Consider the following 23898-nt stretch of genomic DNA (forward strand, 5'->3'; position numbering starts at 1 on the left):
GGGGCTATAGCATGTTCCTGTTCTGTTTCTGCCGGGAAATCGACTTAGCGGGAGAACGGCGTGCGAAGTTTGCCCTGGCCGGCGGGGCTCCCTAGGGTCAGGCCGCAAGTTTCCGGAGTTCGTCCATGTCCCGCCGCGCCGCCCTCCTGCTGACCGCCGCTCTCGCGCTGCCGAGCCTGGCCCATGCCCAGAAGGTCGACACCGGCCCGATCGATCCCGCGCGGCTGTCGGAAATCACCCGCGTGCTGTCCAGCGACGCGTTTCTCGGCCGCGCGCCGGGCGGTCCGGCCGAGCAGAAGACCACCGACTACATCGCCGCCCAGTTCAAGGCGCTCGGCCTGGAGCCGGCTGGCGACGCGGGCAGCTACACACAGAAGGTGCCGCTGGTGCACACCCGCATCGACGGGCCCGTCAGCATGAGCTTCGCCACTGCCGCAGGCCCGGTGAGCGTGGCCCAGGGCGACCAGGCCCAGGTCATGACGCTGCTGCCGGTCGATCAGGTGGCGATCAAGGACGCGCCGCTGGTTTTCGTCGGCTACGGCGTCAGCGCCCCCGAGCGCGGCTGGGACGACTTCAAGGGTGCGGACCTGAAGGGCAAGGTCGCCGTCTTCCTGATCAGCGACCCCGACCTCGAAGCGGCTGAGGGCGAGCCCGCCTACGGCAAGTTCGGCGGCAAGGCGGCCACCTACTACGCCCGCTGGACCTACAAGTACGAGGAGGCCGTGCGGCGCGGCGCGGTCGGGGCGCTGATCGTCCACGAGACCCTGGGCGCGGGCTATGGCTGGAGCACGGTCAAGGCCTCGAACGGCGAGGGCTACGACATCGTCCGTCCGAACCCGGCCAAGGAGAAGCTGCAACTGCAGGGCTGGATCCAGCGCGACGTGGCGGTGGATCTGTTCAAGCGCTCGGGCCTGGATTTCGAGGTGCTGAAGCGTTCGGCGCGCGATCCCGGCTTCAAGCCGGTGGCCCTGAAGGGCGCGAGCTTCTCGGCCGCCTACAAGGTCGCCCACGAGCCGATGGTCAGCCACAACGTCGTGGCCAAGCTGCCGGGCACGACCCACGCCGATGAGAGCCTGATGTACGCCGCCCACTGGGACGCCTATGGCGTCGGGGCGCCCGATCCGCAGGGCAAGACGACCCGGGCCGGGGCGGCCGACGACGCCATCGGCGTGGCCGGCGTCATCGAGGTGGCGCGGGCCTTCAAGCAGGGTCCGGCGCCGCAGCGCTCGATCCTGTTCGCCGCCTGGACGGGCGAGGAGCGGGGCCTGCTGGGCTCGGAGTACTACGCGGTGAAGGCGGGTGACGCGGCGCTCGGCAAGATGGCGGCCAACTATACGCTCGACGTGCTGCAAACCGCCGGCCCGGCCAAGGACATCGTGCTGGTCGGGGCGGGGCAGAACCAGCTGGAGGACGGCCTGGCCAAGGCCGCCGCCGCGCAGGGGCGCACGGTGACGCCGGACGCCAAGCCCGAGCGGGCGCTGTTCTATCGTGCCGACCACTTCTCGCTGGCCAAGCGCGGGGTGCCGGTGCTGCTGGTCATGGGCCTGGGCGGCGGGGCCGACCTGCTGAACGGCGGCCGAGCGGCCGGCGACGCCTGGGTCGCCGACTACACCGCCCGCTGCTACCACCAGCCCTGCGACGCCTGGAGCCCCGACTGGGACCTGCGCGGCGCGGCCCAGGACGTGGCCCTGGTCTACGAGGCCGGCAAGGCGATCGCCAATTCGCGGGTCTGGCCGGACTGGAACGCCGGGTCGGAGTTCAAGCCGGTGCGCGCGGCGAGCGCGGCGGAGCGGAAGTAGGATCCAAAATCCGAACAATCCCGCGAAAGCGGGGACACAGGCTTTTCTGCCACCCGCCGCGCTCGACGATAAAACACCTGGGTCCCCGCTTTCGCGGGGATTTTACGGGGGCGGGCGTGTGCGCGCTGAGTTCCCCGTTCGTTTCCTCGCCGCGAAGTGTTAATTACCCCTCGTGAGCGCCCTTCCTGCGAGTCTTGATCTGGCCCCGGCCCTGGTGGTGCTGCCGGGCCCGCGCGCCGGCGTGGCCGACGGGAGCACGCGACCGGGCGAGCTGGGCGGGCGGGTGATCCGGCCGCCGGACGCGCGCGACCTGTTCGAGCACGGGCCGGTGCTGGTGGCCCACGCGGCCATGACCGCCAAGCGCCTGAACCTGCACGCGCCCTATCGCAGCCCGGCCATCTTCGACGTGCTGGAGCTTTACGCCTTCACCCGGCCGGCGACCTTCTGCGCGCCCTCGTCGGTGGGCCTGGCCATGGCCTTGGGCCTGCCGGAGCCGAAGGGCGCGGCGGCCCAGGCCCAGACCCTGCGCGAGGCCGCCGATGTCCTGCTGCGCGAGCTGGCCCTGACCCCGCGTCCGTCGCGGGAGGAAGCCCTGGCCGTGGCCGAGACCCTGGCCCGGGCCGGCTGGGCCTGGGGACCGGCGGTGGTCGGCGCCCTGCGCTCGGTTCCGGTCGGCAACCAGTTCCGCAGCTCCGGCCTCGACGTCTGGGCGCGGCTGGTGGAGTGGGAGGACCAAGCCCCGGTCGGCGAGCCGCTGTCGCGTCCGATCGATCCCGAGGCTGCGTCGGAGCGCCTGAAGTCGCTACTGGCCCGCGCTGGTCTCGACGAACTGCGCGAGGCCCAGGACACCTATGCCCGCGAGACGTCGTACGCCTTCCAGCCGCGCGATCGCGAAGGCGAGCCGCGGATGATGTTGGCCGAGGCCGGCACCGGGGTCGGCAAGACGCTGGGCTATCTGGCGCCCGCCAGCGTCTGGGCCGAGGCCAACGGGCCGTCGGTGTGGATCAGCACCTATACCCGCGCCCTGCAGCGGCAGATCGAGCGCGAGAGCGCCGCCATCTATCCCGACCCGCTGGTGCGCGCCCGCAAGGCGGTGGTGCGCAAGGGGCGGGAGAACTACCTGTGCCTGCTGAACCTGCAGGAGCAGGCCAATAGCGCCCAGCTGGGCAATGGCGATCTGGTCGGCCTGGCCCTGGCCGCGCGCTGGGCGCGGGTCAGCCGCGACGGCGACATGACCGGCGGCGACTATCCGGCTTGGCTGCCGACCCTGTTTTCCGTGCCGCCGTCCGCTCAAGCCAGCGCCGCCAATCTGGTCGATCGCCGGGGCGAGTGCATCCACGCCGGCTGCCAGCACTATCGCGTCTGCTTCATCGAAAAGGCCGTGCGGGCCTCCAAGCGCGCCGACCTTGTGATCGCCAACCACGCCCTGGTCATGACCCAGGCGGCCTTCGACGGCGCGCGCACGGCGCGGGGCCTGAAGGGCGACAACGAGACCACGGCGGTCAAGCGGGTGGTGTTCGACGAGGGCCACCACCTGTTCGACGCCGCCGACAGCGCCTTCTCCGCCGCGCTTTCCGGCGCCGAGGCCGCCGAGCTGCGCCGCTGGATCCGCGGACCCGAGGGGCGCGGACGACGGGGCCGGGGGCTGGAAGCCCGGCTGCTCGACATCCTGGGCGACAAGGAAAGCGCCCGCCAGGCCCTGAGCGCGGTGATCCAGGCCGCCACCGCCCTGCCGGGCGAAGGCTGGTCGGGGCGGATCGCGCCGCCGGACGGCCAGGTCAATCCGATCGGGCCGATCGAGAACTACCTCGTCGCCGTCATCGAACAGCTGCGGGCGCGGTCCAGCGAACGCGGCGGGCCGGAGCTTGGCCTGCAATGCGCCGCCCGTCCGGCCGTCGACCTGGTGCGCGAGCGGGCCGGCGAGGCCGCCCGGGCCCTGGCCGGCGTCGAGGCGCCGCTGCTGGCCCTGGCCCGCCAGCTGGAAGATGTGCTCGACGAGGACGCCGAGCACCTTGGTCCGTCCGAGCGCGCTCGTATCGAGGGCGCGCTGCGGGGCCTGGACCGCCGGGCCCGCATGACCCTCCCGGCCTGGCGCTCGATCCTCAAGGCCATCGACGAGGACGCCGAGGACGATCCCGACTTCGTCGACTGGTTCGAGGCGACGTTCCTCTACGGCCGCGTCGTTGATGCGGCCTGCCGCCGCCACTGGGTGGACCCGACCGAGCCGTTGCGCGCGGCGGTGCTGAGCCCCGCCCACGGGGTGCTAGTGACCAGCGCCACCCTGGTCGATCCGGCGCTGGAGGATCCCTTCGCCCTGGCCGAGATGCGCACCGGCGCGGCCCGCCTGCCGCAGCCGCCCAAGGTGCTGCGCTTGGTCTCGCCCTTCGATTACGAGAAGAACGCCCGCGCCTTCGTCGTCACCGACGTCAACAAGGAGGACGCGCGCCAGGTCTCGGCCGCCATGCGCGAGCTGTTCCTGGCGGCCAATGGCGGGGCCTTGGGCCTGTTCACCGCCATCCGCCGGCTGAAGGCCGTGCACGAGCGCATCGCCGCGCCGCTGGCCGACAAGGGCCTGCCGCTCTACGCCCAGCATGTCGACCCGCTGGAGGCCGGGGCGCTGGTCGACATCTTCCGGGCCGAGGAGGACGCCTGCCTGCTGGGCACCGACGCCATTCGGGATGGCGTGGACGTGCCGGGCCGGTCCCTGCGCCTGCTGGTCTTCGACCGGGTGCCGTGGCCGCGGCCGGACATCCTGCACAAGGCGCGGCGCACCAAGTTCGGCGGCAAGGGCTATGACGACTCGATCGCCCGGGCCCGCATCAGCCAGGCCTTCGGCCGCCTGATCCGCCGGGCCGACGACCGCGGCGTGTTCGTGATGCTCGACGCGGCCGCGCCCACCCGGCTCTTTTCAAGCTTGCCCGAAGGGGTGACGATAGAGCGACTCACGCTCGTCGAAGTCATTGAAGCGACGGCCGCATTTCTGTCCGAAGCACGAGATTAAAGCAGCGTGTTCATCCTCCGTGGGGGGAGGATCCAGGAGGACGAGTTGAGGTTTCGGTTTGGGGCGACGGCCCTGGTGCTCGCCGGCGTGATGGCCGGCTCGGCTTCGGCGCAGGAATTCGTGCGCGGCGACTGCATGGGCGTGGTCCAGCCGACCAAGAGCCTGCGTTTCGAGAACGACGAGCACGCCCGCTGGTACAAGCGCTTCTGGACCGGCAACTGCCAGGACCTGTCGCTGTGCTTCCCCGGCTCGCCCAACTGGAACGACATCGTCACCAAGCTGGTCATCAAGGGCGGCGCGTCGGAGAAGCCGGCCCTGCTGCCCAAGGCCTGCAAGCTGGGCCAGATGATCGGCATGGAATGGGCGCGCGACCGCCGCATCAAGCGGATCAGCACCCAGGACCTGAAGCGCTTTTCCAACATCCTCGACGACGCCGGCGACCCGCTGAAGGGCGTCGAGGCCGTGGAACTCAAGGCGCGGGCGCTGCTGTCGCAGCCCAAGGGCTGAGGCCCGCGTCTTCTTCCTCTGGAAGTCATCGCCCGGCTTGTCCGGGCGACCCAAGCAGACTCAACAGGAAGTCTCGGGCCAGCTCGGCTTGGGTCGCCCGCATAAAGCGGGCGATGACTTCTTTTGGAGAGGTGGTTTTGGAGGAAGCGGCACCCGCCCTCGAACCGTCGTATTGACGACTCTCGACCGTCGAATTTGTGCAATCGAGCGGGTATAGAGATCGCGTGGGGAGACAACGCAGCGACGGGAGCGATCCTTATGGCCGTGACCACCATCGACCTCGCCATCGACGATCAGGCCGCGCCCAGCGAGGTTCGGTCCTCCCGCGCCTTGGTGCAGGCGGTCCGCTGGCGAAGCGGGCTCAGCCAGAGTGAATTTTCCCGCGCCTTCGCCATTCCCCTGCCGACGCTGAGCGAGCTGGAGCACGGCGAGGCTCGTCCCGACGCGGCCATGCTGGCCTATCTGCGGGTCATCGATCACGCGCCCGATGTGGTGCGCGAGGCGCTGACGCGGGCGGGGGTTTAGGGCTCCGCGTTTCCCAAACTCCCGTCATTCCCGCCCTTGTGGCGGGAACCCCTCTGTCAGCCGCAAGTGCAGAAGAGGCGGATCGCTGGCGATCCGCTGGCGCTTCACATGCGAGCGGAAACAGGGTTTCCCGCCACAAGGCGGGAATGACGGGATTAAAGGTGAGCGTGCGAGAAGAGGGGCCGCCCCCCTCACTTCCCGCGCTTCTGCGAGAACAGCCACGCCCGCCAGTCGGCGTTGTGCATCATGTCCGGCGGCACCACGTGGGCCATGCCCTTGTAGGAGACGAAACGCACCGCGCCGCCGGCGTCGGCCAGGGCGCCGGCCCAGGCCAGATCCGGGGCGTAGGGGTTCTCGCGGTCCTTGTCGCCGTGGACGATCAGCACCGGGGTCGGGGCGACCTTGGCGGCCTGGCTGCGCTCGGGCGGCACGCCGGAGAAGGCGGCCACGGCGGCGAACCTGCCTGGCGACACGGCGGCGGCGTTCATCGCCGCCGAGCCGCCCATCGAGAAGCCGACCAGATAGATGCGGTCGGGGTCGATCGGCAGGCGCGTGGCCAGGTCGTCGATCAGGGCCAGGATGGCCGGCAGGCTGGCGCCGGGGCGCGAGGCCAGCAGGCGGTCGGCGCCCTTGGCGTAGTCGGCGGTGCGGGTCGGCGCCTGGGGCACGAGCACGAAGGCGGGGAAGGCCTTGGCCGTCTCGGGCCGGGCCCAGTCGCGGGCGAAGGCGCCCATCTGGGCCCGGTTGTCGCCGCCCACCGCGCCCGAGCCGTGCAGCACGATCACCAGCGGCAGTCGCTCCTTGGTGTTCGGCGACAGCAGGCGGTAGGGCAGACGCACACCGTCCGGGGCGGTGAAGCTGGCGGCGGCGAAGGCCTCGACCGGCGGCAGGTCGACCGGCGGCGGCAGGGGCGTGGCCGCATAGCTGCGCATCTCGACCGCCAGGCTCGGCGCGGCCGGGCGTGGACCCGGCGTCGCGGCGCAGGCGCCGAGCAGAAGGCAAGCGAGCAGGGCGAACGGCTTTTGCATGCCGTTTGCATAAACTGCTTCGCGAAGAATGTCTGGTAGGCGACAGCCAAGCCATTCGTGCGAGGCGCGGCAACCCTCGCCATGGTCGGCGGGTTTAACTCCCGACGCCCCTTCGGGCGAAGAACGGGAGAAACCGGTCATGATCGGTCACAAGCATTCTCAGGAAGACGGTCGCCACTTCACGCACGGCACGGCGGCCAGCACCGCCGACGCCGCCTCGGAAGCCAAGCTGAAGCCCGAGGACCGCCATATCGAGGCCCCGCACGCCAAGCTGGCCGAGAAGCCGCTGGTTGAAGGCGAGAAGCATGACCAGCTGGCCGAGAAGGTCGACTGCTCGGAAAGCCGTCAGGAAGCCCTGCTCGACGAGGGCCTGGAAGAGAGCTTCCCGGGCAGCGACCCCGTCAGCGTAAAGCGCATCACCTGATCAGGAGAACGCTCATGCCCCGCGCGGGAAGTGCGCGGAGGCGCGGGCCGCGAAGCCGCCGCGCGGCGCGCTGCGCTCGGTCGCCATGGCGCTGATCGTGGTCGGCTTGGCGGCGGCCGCGTCGCGACGACGGCGGCGACGGCGCTGATCCTGGGCCGCCATCTCGGCGAAGGTCATCTTGCCACGCTCGCGGGCGTCGCGGCGGACGGCCTCGATGTGGCTGGCCAGGAAGACCACGCCCACGCCGATGGCGTCGGCCGCCAGGTCGCCGAAGCTGGCGCTGCGATGGGTGAACAGCTGAGCGATCTCGATGCTGGCGCCCAGCATCACCGCTGCGATCGCCAGGTCGGTGCGGCGCATGCGCGGGAACGACAGGAACGACAGCGACGTCAGCGCCCCGAAGGCGATGGCGTGGGCCGTCTTGTCGCTGAGGCCGATGACCTCTTCCAGGTGCTGGAACGGGCCGAGCATCAGGGTCACGGCGGTCGCCGCGCCGAGGAAGAGCACGGTCTTGGCGATGGTCACGACGTGGTTTGGGGTCAGCATGGACTCAAGCTCGCTGTGGAGCCTCGATTCCTAAGGCCCTATGCCGAGCAAACGGTGAAGGAAGAGGGTCAACGGAAGATGACCAGGGTGCTCGGCGGCTTCAGCGGCCAGGCGCAGGTCCCAGGTCTTCCCAGACCGTCAGCCGATCCACCAGCACCAGGCCGGGCGACACGCCGAAATGGCCGTAGCCCTCCAGCGGCAGTCGATCCATGTCCCGGGCGTTGCGGCCGACGAAGGTCAGGCGATAGGCGCGCGCCGTAGGACGTTTCCGCACGAAGCCGGCGGGAAGCTCGGTCTGCGCGTCGAGGGTCAGCCAAGTGGTGTGCTTCCGGCCGGCGATGTCGGAGAGGCTGGTCGCGCCTTCATAGAAAGACGAGCCCTCGAACTGGTCGATCCAGACGCCGGAGATCGTGCGAGCCGGGGCGAAGTCGACGCAGGCCCGGTCGCCGAGATAGCGGACGAAGACGTGTCCATTCGTCTGCTCCCGGACGAAGCAGTGACTTTCAGGCGGGGAGGGCGGCGGAGGCGGCGAAGACGCCTGCAGGAACATGGCCGCGACCAGGACCAGCATGCGCCCGTCTCCTAGAGTTTCTCGCTGAGCTTGATGGCCGCCTTGCAGCCGGCCTGGATCACCGCGCTGAGCAGGGGATAGGCGGTCGCCTCGTGGGCGCCTTCCTCGATGGCCAGGTCGCGGTGCATCAGCTCGTCGTCGCGGAACTTCGAAAGCTCGGCGGCCAGGGCCGGATCGCGGTCCTTCAGCTCCTCGATCTGGCCGGCATAGTGCTTCTCGATCACCGACTCGACGGCCTCGGTGCAGGCGTGGGCGGCCTTGTCGCCGATCAGGGCGGTGCCGGCCCCCAGGGTGAAGGCCGCCAGCCGCCACAGGGGCGACATCAGGGTGGGGCGCACTTTGCGCTCGGACAGCAGCTCGTCGAAGCGCGACAGGTGGACCTGCTCATGGCCCTCCATCTCCTTCAGCTGCTCGGCCATGCGCTCGCGGCCGCGGGCGTGCTTCATTACGGCCTGCTGGCCGCGATAGATGTGGACGGCGGCCAGTTCGCCGGCCTGGTCGACGCGCAGGATCTCGGCCAGGCGGGCGGCCTGGGCGCCGCGGCCGGGACGGGGCGGGACGGCTTTCTGCTGAGCGGCGCTCATTGCACGGCTTCCTTGCTGCGCAGGGCGGAGAAGGCCGAGACGACGGCCAGGCCCAGCGAGACCAGGGCGTTCCACCCGGCCATCGACAGGCCCAGGAACACCCAGGCGGCCTTATCGCACATCGGCGCGGCGATCTTGGCGCCCTTCAGCATGGCCACCAGGTCGTCGGAGGTGGCCAAGCCCCCGCCGGTGCAGGTGCTGGGACCGGGCCACCACTTCCATTCGACCCCGGCGTGGAAGGCCGCCAGGCCCGCGCCGTAGAGGAAGATCACCGCCAGCAGCCACAGAGTCGGACGGCGTAGACGGGTCCACAGGCCGGTGCGCTGCAGGATCGTGGCGATCAGGCCGACGGTTCCGGCGACCCAATAGACCTCGCGCTGCTTCAGGCAGAGGTGGCAGGGCGCCAGGCCCCCGAAGCTCTCGAAGGCGTGGGCCGCGCCCAGCATGGTCGCGCTGGCGGCCAGGGCCAGGGCCGGCCAATGCCGGGCGATCCAGTCCAGCGGCGGTCGCTTGGGAACCAGCGGGCCGGCCTGGATCGTCGGGGTGTCGGTGGTCATACGGCGCACGCGCCTCCGCTGCTTCCTCCCAGGAAATGGCTCGCGGCGAGACCGATGACAAGGAGCAGGATCAAACCGCCGGCCACCATCGCCAGGCGCCGCTCGATGATCGGCAGCAGGGTGGGGCCGAAGGTCTTGATCACGAAGGCGACCAGAAAGAAGCGCGCGGCGCGGGTGACGACCGAGGCGAAGATGAACATCGGGAAGCTGAACTGGGCCAGGCCCGAGGCGATGGTCACCAGCTTGTAGGGGATGGGGGTCAGGCCCTTGGCCAGGATCACCCACACCCCGTACTTGTCGTACCAGCACTTGAACTCGACCAGGCCGCCGGCGTGGCCGGTGGCGGCCATCATCCACTGGCCGACCGGGGTCAGGAAATAGCCGATGGCGTAGCCGAGAATGCCGCCCAGCACCGAGGCCAGGGTGCAGATAAAGGCGTAGCGCCAGGCGCGGTCGGGCCGGGCCAGCACCATCGGGGCCAGCATGACGTCGGGCGGAACGGGGAAGAACGAGCTTTCCGCGAAGGAGACGGCGAACAGGCTGGTCGGGGCGTGGCGCGAGGCGGCCATGCCCATGACCCAGTCGTAAAGGCGACGCAGCATGCGGACTCCGTTTGCGGATGCGCCCGTTGCTAGCAGGGGCCGGCGCGCTTGTCGCGAGCGATGCGAGCGCGAGGCGAGGTTCTTTTCGCTGCGATGCGAAGACGGGCGTTTCACGGCCCTCCGGGCAGTAAAACGCCCCGCCCTCCAAGCGCCGGGCCGACTTGGCGCGAGGAGGACGGGGCTACGCGGTCGCCGCAACATTACGACCGCGTATCTCGGGACCCGGGGCGGCGCGAACGCGCCCCAGGCTATGGAAAGGCCTAGAACTTCAGCGACAGCGAGACGCTGTAGTTGCGGCCGGGGGCGGAGGAGCCGTCGACCACCACCGCGGGAACCGTAGAGGTGGGTGAAGCCGACTGGCCGCGGACGTCGCTCCACCACCAGTACTTTTCGTCGGTCAGGTTGAAGACGCCGCCCCGCAGGGTGATGGCGTCGGTGAGGTTGTAGTAGGCCGTGGCGTCGACGACGGTGAACTCGGGCGGCACGAAGCAGCCGCCGGTGCAGGTGACTCCCGCGCGGCCCACGGTCTTCTTGTTGGCGTGTATCGTGCTGAGCTGACCGCCGAAGCGACCGGCGGGGTCGCGATAGGCCAGGCCGGCCGTGAACTTCGCCGGGTCGATGGTCGGCAGCGGGGTGTTGACGCCGTTGGTCGTCGAGGCGCCGCGGGCGTAGGAGGCCGCGCCCATCAGGGCGAAGCCGCCGCCGAGATAGACCTCGCCTCGCGCTTCGGCGCCGCTGATCTCGGCCTCGGCCAAGTTGACGAACTGGTAGATCGCCGGGTTCGCGGCGGTGAAGGCGCCGCCGACCTGGATCTGCTCGATGAAGTTCTTGTACTTGCCGGTGAAGCCCGTGACGCTGACTGTCCAGGTCGGCTGCACCAGGCGGATGCCGGCCTCGAACGAGCGGCTGGTTTCCGGCTTCAGGTCGGGGTTCGAGATCGACTTGTAGTTGGCGATGATATTGGCGAAGCCGGTGTTGACCTGCGAGGGGGCCGGCGCCTTGAAGCCGCTGGCGGCGTTGGCGAAGACGCTGATCAGGTCGGTGGCCTGCCACACGGCCGACAGCTTCGGCGAGAAGCGCGAGTCGCTCTGGCCCTGCGGCACGTTGGCGGTGAACAGCGGGTCGTTCTTCGGGTCGAGCTTGTAATAGTCGTACCGTAGGGCCGGGTAGAAAGTGACCGGGCCGACGGCGAACTCGTCCTGCACGTAGCCGCCCACCAGGGTGTAGTCGGTGTTGGGGAAGGCGCGGGCCGGGAAGGTCTCGCCCGCCGGCGGAACCGTGCCGTTGCGCAGGCCTTCCTGGCGGGTCAGCGAGGCGTCGCCGCCCCAGACGAAGCTGTGGTCGATGCCGGCGAAGCTGGCCTTGCTGGTCAGCTCGACCGCGCCGCCGAACACCTCGTTGTCGAACTTGGCGTCGCGGGTGCGGTCGGCGGCGGTGTAGCGGTCCTCGGCCGAGAACTGGCGGGTGGTGCTGTTCTGGTAATAGAGGTTGGTGCGGGCGGTGGCGATCAGGCCCTGGCCGCCGGTGAAGACGTGGCCGAGGCTGACGCGGTCGCGACGCAGCTTGTCGAACGCGGTCAGGCCGATGACGGCGGTGGAGGCCGGGGAGGCGCCGGCGGCCACATAGGTGGGCCCCGACAGGACGTTCCAGTCGACGTCGCGGTCGAGGTGGTCGACCGTCAGCGAGAACTTGTTGCGGTCGTCCAGGTTGAAGACCAGCTTGGCGAGCACCGCGTTGGAGCTGTTGTCTTCGGGGTTGGCAACCGTGCGGGTGACGTTGCGCGAGGCGTTGGTCCCTTGCGTCTCGGTCTCGTGGCCGTCGCGGCGGGTGTAGGCCAACAGGCCTTCGAAGCGGCCGGTCGCACCGGCGACCAGGGCGCTTTCGCTCCAGCTCTCGTCGGCCGAGCCGTAGCCGACGCGGGCGCGGCCGGCGAAGCTCTTGCCCTTCAGGATGTCGGACGGATCCTTGGTGAAGAAGTTGACCGAACCGGCCAGGCCGTCGCTGCCGTAGAGCGCCGAGGCCGGACCACGGACGATCTCGACCGACTTCAGCACGTCCAGGTCGACATAGTCGCCACGGCCGGCCGACTGGGCGCCGAAGGCATAGCCGTCGGGAACGCGCACGCCGTCGACCAGCACCAGCACGCGATTGCCTTCCAGACCGCGGATGTTGAAGCCGGCGTTGCCGTCGCGGCCCGTCGAGGCGCCGGCGGCGGTGAAGCGGGCCGGCGCGCTGCGCACCGAAACGCCGGGCTCGAAGCGGACGAGGTCCTTGATGTCGGCGACCAGGGCGTCTTCCATCTCGCGCTCGGTGATCACGCTGACGGTGGCGGGCACGGCCAGCACGGATTTCTCCGAGCGGGTGGCGGTGATCGTGACCTTGTCGACCTCGGCGGCGGCCGCATCGGGAGCCTCGGGCGTGTCGGCGGCGTGGGCGGCCGCCGAGCAGAGCAGGGCGGCGGCGGATGCGGCGGCGAAGAACAGCGTGTTGCGCGACAAGAAAGGAACCCCCAGTTTCGGCCTCTGATGCGAATTATTCGCATTCGTTGCCGGGGGTGCTAAAACCGTCTGGCGACCTGGTCAAGCTATTTGCGATTGATTCTAAGATTCATCCGCAATAGAGCCCTCTCCAACACACCGATCGTCCTGGAAGGGGGATTCCGATGAAGACCATGCTCGCTTCGGCGGCGCTGCTGGCGGGCCTGGGCCTGGCCGGCCTGGCGCACGCCCACTCGCCCTACATGCTGCCCAGCACCTTCGACGTCTCCGACCGCAAGGTGGTAACCGTCCAGGGCTCGTTCACCGAAAGCTTCTTCATCCCCGAGGTGGCGATGAAGTCCGACAGCTACGCGGTGATCGGTCCCGACGGCGCGCGCAAGCCGCTGACGGCGACCTATCTGCGCGAGCTGGCCCTGGTCGAGGTTCCGGTCGAGGCGGCCGGCACCTATCGCGTCACCACCGGCCAGCGCGCCGGCCGCGTCGGCAAGGCCGCCCTGATCAAGGGCGAGTGGGAGTTCATGGAACCCGGCAAGGCCCCGGCCGGCGTGCAGGTCGTGGACATGCAGAGCATCACCACCGCCGACGTCTATGTGACCCGCGGCGCGCCGAGCACCGGCGCCCTGGCCCCGGTCGGCAAGGGTCTGGAGTTCCAGGCGATCACCCACCCCAGCGACATCACCACCGGCCAGCCGGCCAAGTTCGTGGTGCTGTACGACGGCAAGCCGGTGGCTGATCAGGAGGTCACCCTGAGCGCCGGCGGCGACCGCTACGCCGACGTCAAGTTCGCCCCGGTCACCGTCAAGAGCGACGCCCAGGGCCGCTTCCAGATCAAGCCGGACCACTCGGGCGTCTACCAGATCCAGGCCCGCTACCGCGTGGCCCCGGCGGCCGAGGGCCAGCCCGGCCAGAGCCACACCTACTCCCTGACCTTCGAATCCCTGCGCTGAGAACCGACATGATCCGCAAGAGCCTCATCCTGGCCGCCGCCCTGGCCGCCGTTTCCGCCCCGGCCTTCGCCGCCTCGCACGCCCGCGACACCTTCATCAAGGAACAGGACGTCAACGGCGACGGCGTTGTCTCCAAGGAAGAGTTCGTCATCACCCGCGACCAGCTGTTCAAGGCCATCGACGCCGACAAGAACGGCTCGCTGTCGAAGGAAGAATATGTGGGCGAGTTCAAGGCTCGCCTCGAAAAGCGCCTCGCCGCCTCGACCGACCCGGCCGAGAAGAAGGAAGAGGAGCGCGTTCGCCAGATGCGCCAAGCCGACGTGCGCTTCGGCGTGCTCGACAGCGACAAGAGCGGCGCCATCACCGCCGCCGAGTTCGCCTATTCGGGCTGGCGGATGTTCGTGACCCACGACACCAACAAGGATGGGACCGTCTCGGCGGCCGACCCGGTCCCCGCCGACACCAACTGAGCCTTGGATATCGACTGAAATCGGCGGCCTGGAGCGCGCGCGGTCCCAGCGACCGCCGCGCTTGGCTTGAGGGCTGAGGCCGCCGCCGCCCCCGGCTCCGTTCATCCCCTTGAGGAGCCGGGGGCGATACTTCACCTCGCCGGGACGAAATCCTCGATCGCCCGCACGAAGGCCTCCGGCCGTTCGAGATAGAGGAAATGACCGCTGCCCGGGATCACGACGCGTTTGGCGTCGGGCAGGGCGGCTTCCAGGGCTTTTGCCTGGTCTTGCACGTCGTCGATATCGACCTCGCCGACCAGGATCAGGGTCGGGACCTTGATCTCCGCCAGCCGCGGCTTGGCGTCGACGGCGAAGCGCTCCTTCTGGTTGGCGCCGATGTTGCCCGGATGGGCCTTCAACTGATCGACCACCCATTTGCGCTGAGCGTCGGCGTCCTTGGTCAGGATGTAGGGATCGCGCGCCGCACCCTCGATGTCGCCAATCTTGAACAGCGCCATCAGCTTCAGCCCCCGGGCGATGAAGCCGGCCGACGGCTTGAACCCCGCCACGAAGGGGCCGACCAGCACCAGCCGCGCGACACCGTCCGGATGGGCCAGGGCGTAGTCCACCGCCAGGCCGCTGCCCGCCGAGGATCCCACCAGCACCGGCCGCTCGATCTTCAGGGCGGTGATCACCGCCTCCAGGTCCTTGATCGTCTGGTAGGGCGCGGCGGCGGGCGTCGAGGCGCCGAAGCCGCGCCGGTCGTAGCGTACGACCTTGTAGCGCTGGCAAAGAGCCGGCCAGGCGGCGTCGAAGGCGGCCTTGTGCAGTATGCCGTCGTGCAGCAGCACCAGGGTCGTCTGGCCCTGGCCGCAGGTCTCGTAGGCGAGCTTGGCGTCGCCGATTTGGATGAAGGCCTCGGCGGGCGGCTCGGCCCTGGCTGGTGCGGCGAGCAGCAGGCATGCGGCCGCGATCGCCCAGGCGGGCGTTGAGGGAAGGCGCATCTTTCGTCTCCTGTGTGGGGAAGGGCGGTTAGCCCGCGTCGCGGATTTCTTGAGGCCCGTCTTGGGTCCCGCCTTGGGTTCCGTCGTCGGGCAGGTATTCGAGGATGTCGCCGGGCTGGCAGTCGAGATAGCGGCAGATGGCGTCCAGCGTCGAAAGGCGCAGGCCCTTCACCTTACCCGACTTCAGCAGCGACAGGTTGGCGTCGGTGATGCCGACGGCGCGGGCCAGGGTGTTGGAGCGCACCTTGCGGCGGGCCAGCATGACGTCGAGGCGCAGCAGGATCGGCATCAGATGAACGCGTCCCGGTCTTCCTCGATCTCGCGGCCGACCTGCATCACCTGGGCGATGACGAAGACCAGCAGGCCCAGGATCAGGCCCTGGATGCTCGAGAGGTGGAACCAGTTCCTGTCGATCTCCCAGCCCGTCGCCGACAGGAAGAGGTGGCACAGGAACGGCGAGACCGCGTAGGCGCACAGCCAGGCGCCGATGCGGCCGATGTGGCGGGCGTTGGCCGCGCCGAACACCTCGCCGCCGGCATAGAGCAGGAACAGGGCCCGCAGGTGGGCCAGGATCGCCAGCACCGGCGCGATGCGCGCGGCGCCGACCAGGGCGTAGGCGATGCGGTGCGGGATCGACAGCGAGGCGAAGGCGACCGAGTCGGGCGGCCCCTTGCCGATCCAGGCGGCCGTCGGGCCGATGCGGAAATTGTCGCCTGGATAGGCCAGCACCGCCAGGATCAGGGTCCCGGCGATCAGGCCGGTGAGCGCCAGCAGGGCGGTCAGCAGCCAGGCCAGGGCGCGGCTGCCCAGCCGCAGCCGACGGTGGCTGGCCGAGGGCGGCGGCGGTTCGACCGGCGGCGGTCGCAGGGATACGACGGTGGACATGGACCTCCCCTCGACATCTGGTCGATCATCGTTCTTACAGAAAATAATTTCTGTCAATCGATATGGCGAAGCGGTCTGCGCGGAACGTCCGGGCGGCCCAGGCCATTGATGCGGGAGACGGTGCGCGAGGGTCTACATGCGACGGCAGACCGAGGTGGTGATGATCCTGGCGCTGGGCCTGTCGCCCCTGGCCGGCTGCCTTCCCGCCGGTGGCGGGGCGTCACAGAAAGCCGCGTGGCAAGCCGACGGCCTGCCGACCCGCGACACCCTGCTCGGCCGCGTGGTTCCCCAGCGCTTCCTCGGCCCCAAGGCCGCTTGGTCCGCCGCTGGGCCAGGCCTCTGGACGGCCACGGCCGGGGAGGGGCTGGTGCTGACCGCCCGCGACGCCCCGACCGGGGCCGCCGCCGGCTATACCCTGTCGGCGGCCGAGCGGCCGGCCTCGATCGACAAGGGCTCGCCGATCCGAAACTTCGTGGTCGCCGCTCTCCCGCCGCACCTGGCTTCGGAAGCCGAAGCCGCCGCCCACAGGCTGCAGATCTTCTCCGACGCCTCCGAACCGGCCCAGGCGGCCGTCGGCGGGCTGGTGTTCAGCTACACGCCGGCCGGGGCGGGGTATCGGGTGGACGTGGCGGCTTCGCGCTAGACCCCCTCAGTCGCTCCGCGACAGCTCCCCCAGAGGGCAGGGCTATTGCATATGGATCCAACCTCTCGATGGATCCGGTTGGATAGAAAAAACCTCTTGTTGAAGGCGGAACAAAGCCAGTCCAAAACTGGCTTTTCCCACCGCCGAAGGCGAAAGCTGGGGTGCTCCGCTACTCATATCAGCCGTTTTCAATCTGCCTTGCCGCAAACTGAAATAGTCGTTTTTCCATATGCGATAGCCCTGCCCCAGAGGGGGAGCATCTTGAGAACGCCGCGCCAACCAGATCCTCCCCCCGCTGGGGGAGGTGGCCCGGAGGGGGGCGGTGAAGCGGCCGACGCTTTCCCTCCGGCCCCGGGGCTTCTATATGCGGACGCTTCCTGTTTCTCCCGGAAAGACGTCCCGTCCCATGGCCCGCATCCTGATCACCTCGGCCCTGCCGTACATCAACGGCATCAAGCACCTGGGTAACCTCGCGGGCTCGATGCTGCCGGCCGACGTCTATGCGCGCTTCCAGCGGGCCCGGGGCCACGAGACCCTCTATATCTGCGCCACCGACGAACACGGCACCCCGGCTGAGCTGGCCGCCGCCGCCGCCGACCAGGACGTCGCCACCTATTGCGAAGAGCAGCACGTGCTGCAGCACGATGTCGGCCGCGCCTTCGGCCTGTCGTGGGACCATTTCGGCCGCTCGTCCTCGCCGCAGAACCATCGTCTGACCCAGCACTTCGCCGAGGTGCTGGAGGCCCAGGGCCTGATCGAGGAGCGGGTAGACCAGATGGTCTACTCGATCGACGACCGTCGCTTCCTGCCCGACCGTTACATCGAAGGCACCTGCCCGCACTGCGGCTTCGAAAAGGCCCGCGGCGACCAGTGCGACAACTGTGGCAACCTGCTGGACCCGACCGACCTGAAGGATCCGTACTCGGTGATCTCGGGCTCGCGGAACCTGGAGGTGCGCGACACCAAGCACCTCTATCTGCTCCAAACCAAGATGGCCGAGCGCATCCGCGCCTGGGTCGACAGCCATCCCGATTGGCCGACCCTGGCCAAGTCGATCGCCTACAAGCACCTGGACGAAGGCCTGATCGATCGCGGCATCACCCGCGATCTCGCCTGGGGCGTGCCGGTGACCAAGGACGGCCTGCCGCGCCCGGGCATGGAGGAGAAGGTCTTCTACGTCTGGTTCGACGCCCCGATCGAATATATCGCCGCGACCCAGGAATGGGCCGAGGCGGGCGAGGGCCGCGACTGGCGCTCGTGGTGGCGCACCGACGCCGGGGCCGACGACGTCCGCTACGTCCAGTTCATGGGCAAGGACAACGTGGCGTTCCACACCGTCAGCTTCCCGGCCACCATCCTCGGCTCCGAAGAGCCGTGGAAGAGCGTCGACATGCTCAAGGCCTTCAATTGGCTGAACTGGTACGGCGGCAAGTTCTCGACGTCGAATAAGCGCGGCGTGTTCATGGACGCCGCGCTCGACATCCTGCCGCCCGACCTCTGGCGCTGGTACCTGACCTCGAACTCGCCGGAAGGCAGCGACACGGCCTTCACCTGGGAGCAGTTCGCCAGCGCCGTGAACCGCGACCTGGCCGACGTGCTGGGCAACTTCGTCAACCGCATCCTGAAGTTCAACGAGAGCAAGTTCGACGGCCTCGTGCCGGATGGCGGGCAGATCGGTCCGCTGGAGGAGAAGCTCTACGCCGACGTCGCCGCGCGCCTGGCCGACCTGTCCGAGCAGATGGACGCCATCGAGATCCGCAAGAGCGCCCAGGCGCTGCGGGCCCTGTGGGTGGTCGGCAACGAGTACTTGCAGGAAGCCGCCCCGTGGACGGCGATCAAGACCGACCGTGATCGGGCCGCCGTCATCGTCCGCACGGCCCTGAACCTGGCCGCGCTCTACGCCCGCATCTCCGCGCCGTTCATCCCGTTCGCCGCCGAGAAGATCGGCGAGGCCTTCGCGCAGCCCTGGCCGCCGGCCTGGCCGACGTCGGACGTGGCGGCCGAGCTCTCGACCGTGCCCGCCGGCCAGGCGGTGCGCGCGCCCGAGGTGCTGTTCAAGAAGATCGACGAGGACATGATCGCCGAATGGGCCGCGCGGTTTGGGGGCGCTGAATGAGCTGATCCCTCTCCCCTTGCGGGAGAGGGTGGCCTCCGAAGGAGGTCGGGTGAGGGGCCTCTCAAAAGCAAGACGCCGCGACAGCCGAACCGCCGTCGCGGCGTTTTCCGTTCGTGCGACCCCTCATCCGTCGGCCTTCGCCGACACCTTCTCCCACAAGGGGAGAAGGATTTTCTTCCCCTTCGCCCAACGCCGATCTACGGACGGGCCATGCCGCCCGTCGCCCGCCTCAGCCTGTTCTACGTGGCCATCTATCTGGGCACGGGCGTCAGCCTGCCCTACATCGCCACCTTCCTGCGGGCGCGGGGCCTGTCTGGGGCCGAGATCGGGGCGGTGCTGGCCGCGCCGCTACTGCTGAAGCCCTTCACCGGACCGGTGCTGGCCGTATGGGCCGACGGGTTCAAGCTTCGCCGCTCGCCAATGATCCTGCTGGCGATCGCCGCCGCCGTCGCCTACATCGCCATGCTCGTCGCGCCGGGATTCTGGGGTCTCTTGGTCTGCTGGCTGCTGGGCGCCACCTTACTCTCGACCATCTCGCCGCTGATCGACGTGGTCACCCTGCGCCGGGCGCGGCTGGAGGGGTTCAACTACGGCCTGCCGCGCGGATCGGGATCCAGCGCCTTCATCGCCGCCAACCTCGTCATGGGCGTGGTGCTGACCCTGGTCGGGGCCGACGTCATCGTCGTCTGGATCACCGTGGCGGCGCTGCTGGCGGCCGCCGCCGCCTTCGTGCTGGTGCCGCCCGAGCGCGTCCACGAGGACGGCGAGGCGCCGGCCAAGCGCGACCGCTGGAAGGGCCTGGGCGCGCTGCTGACCGACCGGGTGTTCGTGCTGGCGGTGGTCACCGCCGGCCTGATCCAGGGCGCGCACGGCTTCTACTACAGCTTCTCGACCCTGCTCTGGCGGCGCCAGGAGATCCCCGAGCCGGTCATCGGCGTGCTGTGGGGCGTCGGCGTCGCGGCCGAGGTCGGGTTCATGTGGTTTCTGGAGCCGTGGCGACGCCGCGTCGGCCCCGGCAAGCTGCTGGCCATGGGGGCGGGGGCGGCGGTGATCCGCTGGACGGCCTATGCCTTCGCCCCGCCGCTGTGGGCGCTGTTCCCGCTGCAGGCCCTGCACGCCTTCACCTTCGCCGCCAGCTTCCTGGCCTCGCTGCAGCTGATCGAGCGCCTGACCCCGCCGCGCAGCGCCTCGGCCGCCCAGGCCCTGAATTCGGCGGTGTCGCAGGGCTTCACCCTGGGAGCCGCGACCCTGGCCTCGGGGCCGCTGTTCGACGCCCTGGGCGTGAAGGGCTACTGGGCGATGGCGGCGTTGGGAGCAGCGGGCCTGGCCGGCGCCCTGGTGCTCGGCCGCAGCGCGCGGGTGAAGGCGGCGGCTTGAACCCGCCGGGCGACGTCGCGCGTTCTGGCCTCGACGCCGGACGTCCGAGGAGGAACCAATGCCGCAGGACAGCGACTTCGCCGCGTTTCTGGAAGAGCGCCGCCGGGTGGCGCAGGCCTATGTCAACGGTGACGGGGGACCGCTGACCGAGATCGCCGCCCGCGCCGAGCCGGCCAGCTTCTTTCCACCGAACGGCGGCCGGGAGGAGGGGGCCGGCCACGTCATCGCGGTCAACGCCCGCGGTGCGAGGAGTTTCGCCGGCGGCGGCGAAACCAGCCTGGAGATTTTGCACAGCGAGGCCGACGGCGATCTCGCCTACTGGACCGGCCTTCAGCACGCCACGGTGCGGATGGAAGGCAAGTCCGAGGCGGTCGAGATGCACCTGCGCATCACCGAGATCTTCCGCCGGGAGGGCGGCGACTGGAAGATGATCCATCGCCACGCCGACCCGCTGGCCGACCCCAAGCCGCCGGGCGCCTAGGGCCTTCCGACCTCAGATATCGTAAGAGATCTCTTCGCCTTCCAGCCACGCCACGATCTGCTCGGCCGCGGCGACCGGGTCGACCTTCGTCGTGTCGATGACCAGTTCGGCCGCCTCAGGGGCTTCGTACGGGCTGTCGATGCCGGTGAAGTTCTTCAGCTGGCCCGAGCGGGCCTTCTTGTAGAGGCCCTTGACGTCGCGGCTCTCGGCCACGGCCAGGGGAGTGTCGACGAAGACTTCCACGAACTCGCCGTCGTTGAGGATCTCGCGCGCCAGCTGGCGTTCGGCCCGGAACGGCGAGATGAAGGCGGTCAGCACGATCAGGCCGGCGTCGACCATCAGCTTGGCGACCTCGGCCACCCGGCGGATGTTCTCGACGCGGTCTTCCTCGGTGAAGCCGAGGTCCTTGTTGAGGCCGTGGCGGACGTTGTCGCCGTCCAGCAGGTAGGTGTGGCGGCCCAGGGCGTGCAGGCGCTTTTCCACCAGGTTGGCGATGGTCGACTTGCCCGCGCCCGACAGGCCGGTCAGCCAGACCACCCGGCCGCGCTGGCTCTTCAGGGCCGCGCGCGAGGCCTTGCTGACGTCGGTGTGCTGCCAGTGGATGTTGTCGGCCCGGCGCAGGGCGAAGTTCAGCAGGCCCGCGCCGACGGTGCGGTTGCTGATCCGGTCGATCAGGATGAAGCCGCCGAGATCCCGGTTTTCGGCATAGGCCTCGAACGGGATGGCCTGGTCGAGCGAGATGTTGACGTGGGCGATCTCGTTGAGCTCCAGCCGCTTGGCGGCCGTGTGCTCCAGAGTGTTGACGTTCACCCGGTGCTTGATCTCGGTGACGCTGGCGCCCACGAGACGCGCGCCGATCTTCAGCAGGTAGGAGCGGCCCGGCGGCAGGGGCTCGTCGTCCATCCACACCAGGGTGGCCTCGAACTGGCCGGCGACGGCCGAGGGACTGTCGGCCGCGACCAGCACGTCGCCGCGGCTGACGTCGACTTCATCGGCCAGGGTGATGGTCACCGACTGGCCGGCGACGGCCTGGTCGAGGTCGCCCGGCAGGGTGACGATGCGCGACACCCGGCTCTCGCGGCCAGACGGCAGCACCTTGACCCGGTCGCCCGGCCTGACGACGCCCGAGGCCAGCTGGCCCGAGAAGCCGCGGAAGTCCAGGTTCGGACGGTTGACCCATTGCACCGGCATCCGGAACGGCTGGGCCTGCAGGCTGTCCTCGACCTCGATGCTCTCCAGCCAGTCCATCAGGATCGGGCCGTCGTACCAGGGCGTGTGCTCGCCGCGCGAGGCCACGTTGTCGCCGCCCAGGCCCGAGATCGGGATCGGGGTGAAGACCGACAGGCCGATCTTCTCGGCGAAGGCGCGGTAGTCGGCGACGATGGCGTCGAACACCGTCTGGTCCCAGCCGACCAGGTCCATCTTGTTCACCGCCAGCACCACATTGCGGATGCCGAGCAGGGACACGAGGTAGCTGTGACGACGGGTCTGGGTCAGCACGCCCTTGCGCGCGTCGATCAGGATCACCGCCGCGTCGGCGGTCGAGGCGCCGGTGACCATGTTGCGGGTGTACTGCTCGTGGCCGGGGGTGTCGGCGACGATGAACTTGCGCTTGTCGGTCGAGAAGAACCGGTAGGCGACGTCGATGGTGATGCCTTGCTCGCGCTCGGCGGCCAGGCCGTCGACCAGCAGGGCGAAGTCGATCGCCCCGCCTTGCGTGCCGACGCGCTTGGAGTCGGCCTCAAGGGCGGCCATCTGGTCCTCGAAGATCATCTTGCTGTCGTAGAGCAGCCGGCCGATCAGGGTGGACTTGCCGTCGTCGACGCTGCCGCAGGTGATGAAGCGCAGCAGCGACTTGTTCTGGTGGGCCTCGAGATAGGCCTCGATGTCCTCGGCGATGAGAGCGGACTGGTGCGCCATCAGAAATAGCCCTCCTGCTTCTTCTTCTCCATCGAAGCGGACTGGTCGTGGTCGATGACCCGGCCCTGGCGCTCGCTGGTGGTGGTCAGGAGCATTTCCTGGATGATCTCGGGCAGGGTCGAGGCGGTGCTCTCGACGGCGCCGGTCAGCGGGTAGCAGCCGAGGGTGCGGAAGCGGACGCTCTTGATCTGCGGCTCTTCACCTTCGCGCAGGCGGAAGCGCTCGTCGTCGACCATGATCAGGGCGCCGTCGCGCTCGACCACCGGCCGCGGGGCCGAGAAGTAGAGCGGCACGATCGGGATGTTCTCCAGGTGGATGTATTGCCAGACGTCCAGCTCGGTCCAGTTGGAGATCGGGAAGACGCGCAGGCTCTCACCCGGGTGCTTGCGGGTGTTGTAGAGCTTCCACAGCTCGGGGCGCTGGTTCTTGGGGTCCCAGCGCTGCTCGGCCGAGCGGAAGCTGAACACGCGTTCCTTGGCCCGGCTCTTCTCCTCGTCGCGGCGGGCGCCGCCGAAGGCCGCGTCGAAGCCGTACTTGGCCAGGGCCTGCTTGAGGCCTTCGGTCTTCCAGAGGTCGGTGTGCAGGGCGCTGCCGTGGTCGAACGGATTGATGCCGCGCGCCTCGGCCTCGGGGTTCTTGTGGACGAGAAGGTCGAAGCCCAGCTGCTCGGCGACCTTGTCGCGCAGCGCGTACATCGCCTTGAACTTCCAGGTCGTGTCGACGTGCAGCAGCGGGAAGGGCGGCTTGGACGGATAGAAGGCCTTGGCGGCCAGGTGCAGCATGACCGCGCTGTCCTTACCGATCGAATAGAGCATGACCGGGTTTTCGCACTCGGCCGCGACCTCGCGCATGATGTGGATGCTCTCGGCTTCCAGGCGCTGCAGGTGGGTGAGGCGGGCGGGCGAGATCACGGGCATGGACGGCTCGAAAGCGACGGCGGACGCCTGGGATGCTAACTGGGTAGGGGCCAAGACGGTCGTCCGCAAACAGAAAGACTTCGCCTCGCGCCGACGGCGGGAGACGAAGAACCGGGGGAGCCTGCGACCTAGGTCCCCAGGCCCGTTGGAGCAAGGCGCAGAAATCTAGGGTCGCTATCAGCAAGTGTGGGCAGCAAGTGTGGGCGTTGTGCGGGCCTCGCATTGCGTGAACATGACCAAAAGTTCATTCGGGCTTGGCCATGGGTTGCGGCATAACGACGATATCGGACCGATGGGTGAACCGATGTCATTTCTGACTGAAATCTTCGCGGCGATCGTGCTGTGGCTCTCGGCCATGGCCCTCTGCCAATTTGGCGTGGTGATCGAGGAAAAGCTCGTAAAGCCGAAGGCCGAGCGCACCGTCGCGCGCTCGCCGCGGGCGGCCGCGCGCATCGACACGCCGCCGCAGATCGTCTGCCCCGAACGCGACGCCCGCCTCGTCCGCGCCTGATCCTTC

24 protein-coding genes are annotated in these 23898 nt (G+C 69.2%); 12 read left to right on the forward strand and 12 right to left on the reverse strand.

All coding sequences use genetic code 11. The features are described from left to right. Nucleotides 1–125 precede the first annotated feature (125 nt). From I4Q42_RS02395 to I4Q42_RS02410, 4 genes are all read left to right on the forward strand, one after another. Nucleotides 126–1799 carry a M28 family peptidase gene (locus tag I4Q42_RS02395; protein WP_198574456.1) on the forward strand — a complete coding sequence of 558 codons (1674 nt, stop codon included), beginning with the start codon at nucleotides 126–128 and terminating at the stop codon, nucleotides 1797–1799. A 172-nt stretch (nucleotides 1800–1971) separates the two neighbouring features. Further along, nucleotides 1972–4800 (forward strand): ATP-dependent DNA helicase, encoded by a 2829-nt coding sequence (locus tag I4Q42_RS02400; protein WP_198574457.1) that lies wholly within the window; start codon nucleotides 1972–1974, stop codon nucleotides 4798–4800. Nucleotides 4801–4845: 45 nt separating this feature from the next. Next, on the forward strand, nucleotides 4846–5307 hold the full coding sequence (locus tag I4Q42_RS02405; protein WP_232792780.1) for a hypothetical protein: 462 nt from the start codon (nucleotides 4846–4848) through the stop codon (nucleotides 5305–5307). Nucleotides 5308–5565: 258 nt separating this feature from the next. Continuing rightward, nucleotides 5566–5832 carry a helix-turn-helix domain-containing protein gene (locus I4Q42_RS02410; protein WP_198574458.1) on the forward strand — a complete coding sequence of 89 codons (267 nt, stop codon included), beginning with the start codon at nucleotides 5566–5568 and terminating at the stop codon, nucleotides 5830–5832. Nucleotides 5833–6023: 191 nt separating this feature from the next. On the opposite strand, the gene I4Q42_RS02415 is transcribed toward I4Q42_RS02410, so the two are convergent. Next, a complete protein-coding gene (locus tag I4Q42_RS02415; protein ID WP_198574459.1) occupies nucleotides 6024–6860 on the reverse strand; it encodes a carboxylesterase family protein in 837 nt (278 codons plus the stop codon). Between the two features lie 139 nt (nucleotides 6861–6999). On the opposite strand from I4Q42_RS02415, the gene I4Q42_RS02420 reads away from it, so the two are divergent. Next, nucleotides 7000–7284 (forward strand): hypothetical protein, encoded by a 285-nt coding sequence (locus I4Q42_RS02420; RefSeq protein WP_198574460.1) that lies wholly within the window; start codon nucleotides 7000–7002, stop codon nucleotides 7282–7284. A 12-nt stretch (nucleotides 7285–7296) separates the two neighbouring features. Here the strand turns inward: I4Q42_RS02420 and I4Q42_RS02425 are convergent, their stop codons facing one another. The 6 genes from I4Q42_RS02425 to I4Q42_RS02450 all read right to left on the reverse strand — a co-directional run bounded on the left by I4Q42_RS02425 (nucleotide 7297) and on the right by I4Q42_RS02450 (nucleotide 12642). Then, on the reverse strand, nucleotides 7297–7830 hold the full coding sequence (locus I4Q42_RS02425) for a VanZ family protein (protein ID WP_198574461.1): 534 nt from the start codon (nucleotides 7828–7830) through the stop codon (nucleotides 7297–7299). A gap of 100 nt (nucleotides 7831–7930) precedes the next feature. Then, the gene (locus tag I4Q42_RS02430) at nucleotides 7931–8401 is read right to left on the reverse strand and encodes a hypothetical protein (protein WP_198574462.1); all 471 of its coding nucleotides are present in this window, start codon (nucleotides 8399–8401) and stop codon (nucleotides 7931–7933) included. Between the two features lie 11 nt (nucleotides 8402–8412). Beyond that, entirely contained in the window at nucleotides 8413–8985 is a 573-nt protein-coding gene (locus tag I4Q42_RS02435; protein ID WP_198574463.1) for a demethoxyubiquinone hydroxylase family protein, read from the reverse strand. Beyond that, nucleotides 8982–9542: a disulfide bond formation protein B gene (locus I4Q42_RS02440; RefSeq protein ID WP_198574464.1), complete on the reverse strand. Its 561-nt coding sequence runs from the start codon at nucleotides 9540–9542 to the stop codon at nucleotides 8982–8984. The genes I4Q42_RS02435 and I4Q42_RS02440 overlap by 4 nt, the downstream gene beginning before the upstream one ends. Beyond that, nucleotides 9539–10144, reverse strand: a complete 606-nt coding sequence (locus I4Q42_RS02445; protein ID WP_198574465.1) for a YqaA family protein — start codon at nucleotides 10142–10144, stop codon at nucleotides 9539–9541. The genes I4Q42_RS02440 and I4Q42_RS02445 overlap by 4 nt, the downstream gene beginning before the upstream one ends. Before the next feature lie 260 nt (nucleotides 10145–10404). After that, the gene (locus tag I4Q42_RS02450; protein ID WP_198574466.1) at nucleotides 10405–12642 is read right to left on the reverse strand and encodes a TonB-dependent hemoglobin/transferrin/lactoferrin family receptor; all 2238 of its coding nucleotides are present in this window, start codon (nucleotides 12640–12642) and stop codon (nucleotides 10405–10407) included. Nucleotides 12643–12806: 164 nt separating this feature from the next. On the opposite strand from I4Q42_RS02450, the gene I4Q42_RS02455 reads away from it, so the two are divergent. Then, nucleotides 12807–13589, forward strand: coding sequence for a DUF4198 domain-containing protein (locus tag I4Q42_RS02455; RefSeq protein WP_198574467.1), 783 nt, complete (start codon nucleotides 12807–12809; stop codon nucleotides 13587–13589). Between the two features lie 8 nt (nucleotides 13590–13597). Further along, nucleotides 13598–14059, forward strand: coding sequence for an EF-hand domain-containing protein (locus I4Q42_RS02460; RefSeq protein ID WP_198574468.1), 462 nt, complete (start codon nucleotides 13598–13600; stop codon nucleotides 14057–14059). A gap of 131 nt (nucleotides 14060–14190) precedes the next feature. Here the strand turns inward: I4Q42_RS02460 and I4Q42_RS02465 are convergent, their stop codons facing one another. The 3 genes from I4Q42_RS02465 to I4Q42_RS02475 are packed head-to-tail and all read right to left on the reverse strand — an operon-like array spanning nucleotide 14191 to nucleotide 15927. Continuing rightward, nucleotides 14191–15042: an alpha/beta fold hydrolase gene (locus I4Q42_RS02465; protein WP_198574469.1), complete on the reverse strand. Its 852-nt coding sequence runs from the start codon at nucleotides 15040–15042 to the stop codon at nucleotides 14191–14193. A 28-nt stretch (nucleotides 15043–15070) separates the two neighbouring features. Beyond that, the gene (locus I4Q42_RS02470; RefSeq protein WP_198574470.1) at nucleotides 15071–15331 is read right to left on the reverse strand and encodes a helix-turn-helix domain-containing protein; all 261 of its coding nucleotides are present in this window, start codon (nucleotides 15329–15331) and stop codon (nucleotides 15071–15073) included. After that, on the reverse strand, nucleotides 15331–15927 hold the full coding sequence (locus tag I4Q42_RS02475; RefSeq protein ID WP_198574471.1) for a DUF2975 domain-containing protein: 597 nt from the start codon (nucleotides 15925–15927) through the stop codon (nucleotides 15331–15333). Before I4Q42_RS02475 ends, I4Q42_RS02470 begins: the two co-directional genes overlap by 1 nt. Before the next feature lie 136 nt (nucleotides 15928–16063). Between I4Q42_RS02475 and I4Q42_RS02480 the strand changes: the two genes are divergently transcribed. From I4Q42_RS02480 to I4Q42_RS02495, 4 genes are all read left to right on the forward strand, one after another. Continuing rightward, on the forward strand, nucleotides 16064–16570 hold the full coding sequence (locus I4Q42_RS02480; protein WP_198574472.1) for a hypothetical protein: 507 nt from the start codon (nucleotides 16064–16066) through the stop codon (nucleotides 16568–16570). 406 nt (nucleotides 16571–16976) lie between these two features. After that, on the forward strand, nucleotides 16977–18686 hold the full coding sequence (gene metG / locus I4Q42_RS02485) for a methionine--tRNA ligase (protein ID WP_198574473.1): 1710 nt from the start codon (nucleotides 16977–16979) through the stop codon (nucleotides 18684–18686). 210 nt (nucleotides 18687–18896) lie between these two features. Then, a complete protein-coding gene (locus I4Q42_RS02490) occupies nucleotides 18897–20063 on the forward strand; it encodes an MFS transporter (RefSeq protein ID WP_198574474.1) in 1167 nt (388 codons plus the stop codon). A gap of 58 nt (nucleotides 20064–20121) precedes the next feature. Then, the gene (locus I4Q42_RS02495; protein WP_198574475.1) at nucleotides 20122–20544 is read left to right on the forward strand and encodes a YybH family protein; all 423 of its coding nucleotides are present in this window, start codon (nucleotides 20122–20124) and stop codon (nucleotides 20542–20544) included. A 12-nt stretch (nucleotides 20545–20556) separates the two neighbouring features. Here I4Q42_RS02495 and cysN read toward each other — a convergent pair whose 3' ends face one another. Further along, nucleotides 20557–22464 carry a sulfate adenylyltransferase subunit CysN gene (cysN, locus tag I4Q42_RS02500; RefSeq protein ID WP_198574476.1) on the reverse strand — a complete coding sequence of 636 codons (1908 nt, stop codon included), beginning with the start codon at nucleotides 22462–22464 and terminating at the stop codon, nucleotides 20557–20559. Continuing rightward, nucleotides 22464–23435 (reverse strand): sulfate adenylyltransferase subunit CysD, encoded by a 972-nt coding sequence (gene cysD, locus I4Q42_RS02505; protein WP_408611034.1) that lies wholly within the window; start codon nucleotides 23433–23435, stop codon nucleotides 22464–22466. Before cysD ends, cysN begins: the two co-directional genes overlap by 1 nt. 172 nt (nucleotides 23436–23607) lie before the next feature. Here cysD and I4Q42_RS02510 point away from each other — a divergent pair, with 172 nt between their 5' ends. After that, nucleotides 23608–23892 carry a hypothetical protein gene (locus tag I4Q42_RS02510; RefSeq protein WP_198574478.1) on the forward strand — a complete coding sequence of 95 codons (285 nt, stop codon included), beginning with the start codon at nucleotides 23608–23610 and terminating at the stop codon, nucleotides 23890–23892. Nucleotides 23893–23898 lie beyond the last annotated feature (6 nt).

Origin of the sequence: Caulobacter hibisci (genome assembly GCF_016135805.1) — a bacterium.
GTDB lineage: Bacteria > Pseudomonadota > Alphaproteobacteria > Caulobacterales > Caulobacteraceae > Caulobacter > Caulobacter hibisci.